The 1,127-nt window shown below is 63.2% G+C and carries 2 protein-coding genes; both read left to right on the forward strand.

Annotated features, from left to right (window positions below; translation table 11 throughout):
- A partial coding sequence (locus ABJF88_14320; protein MEP0548107.1) for a hypothetical protein occupies positions 1-580 on the forward strand: 580 nt, incomplete at its 5' end.
- A gap of 118 nt (positions 581-698) precedes the next feature.
- Positions 699-1,127: AbiH family protein (locus ABJF88_14325; GenBank protein ID MEP0548108.1), on the forward strand; the 429-nt coding region annotated here is incomplete at its 3' end.

Here is a 1,127-nt window from a genome sequence, read left to right on the forward strand (position 1 = left end):
CGAGTCGTTCGTCACCTTCCTCGTCGGCGCCCCCGAGCCGCCGCCTGACTGGGGGCTCACGAGCACGAGCGAGCAGAAGAACGCGGTGAGCCTCGCCGCTCGGATCTCGTACCGGGGCGGCTCCGTCCTCATCGCCGGCGATGCGTTCGGACGCAAGGTGGGGACATCGGAGTCAGCCGAGTCCACGGAGCGGATGATGGAGCCCGCGGCAGCCACGGAGCGGGATATGCTCGCCTATGCCCCCGTGCTCCCCCTCGCCTCCGACGTCCTCGTCGCCGCCCATCACGGGGCCGACGACGGGAGTTCAGCCGACTTCATTGGGGCCGTCGACCCCACCTGGGTCGTCTTCTCGGCGGGGGAGGACCACGCGCACCCGCGCCAGACCACGGCCGACCGCTACATCGCTGCGGGGGTGTCCCCGTGGCGGATCCTCCGCACGGACGCCGAGGACGAGCCCGAAGAAAAAGAGTGGCGACGAGACGACTGGCCCCCTATTCCCCGAGCCGGCGGCGACGTGGACATCGCGATCTCCGGCGGCGGCCACGTCTTCGTCCGCTACCGAAGCCCTATCGGAAACTGACCTCGAGCCGGCGCTCTCGGCAGCATACAAGTTCGAGATCACCACGAACCACCTAGAGCTGTTGCCCATACAATGGCATACGTAGACGCCATGACCCCTCCGAGTTGCTAGCGACACGATGTGTGAACCTGATACCGAGCGTGTTAAGAAGCTCTTCGTCGTGGGAAATGGCTTCGATCTTCACCACGGCCTGAGTACGAGGTTTGAGGATTTCCGGTGGTATCTAGAGGAACAGAGAGCTGGGTATGATGATCAGGTGGACCTGGTAGAAACGTATCTGTGTGACTTACGAGGTAATTGGTCAAACTTGGAGGAGGCTCTGGCATCCCTAGACATTGATAGTCTCAGAGAACGCGCGCAGGACTTCCTGATGCCCTACAGCGCGGACGATTGGAGCGACGCCTACAACCACGACTACCAATACGAGATGGGGGAGGTGCTCGAAGCCCTGTCGCGTCGGCTTGTCGAGGCGATTGCGGAGTGGATCGGTGGCGTGCCTATACCAAACCCCGGCCATCTCCCTCTCCTCTTGAGGGTAGAACCCGAC

This window comes from Rhodothermales bacterium, assembly GCA_039944855.1.
Lineage (GTDB): Bacteria > Bacteroidota > Rhodothermia > Rhodothermales > JANQRZ01 > JBBSMX01.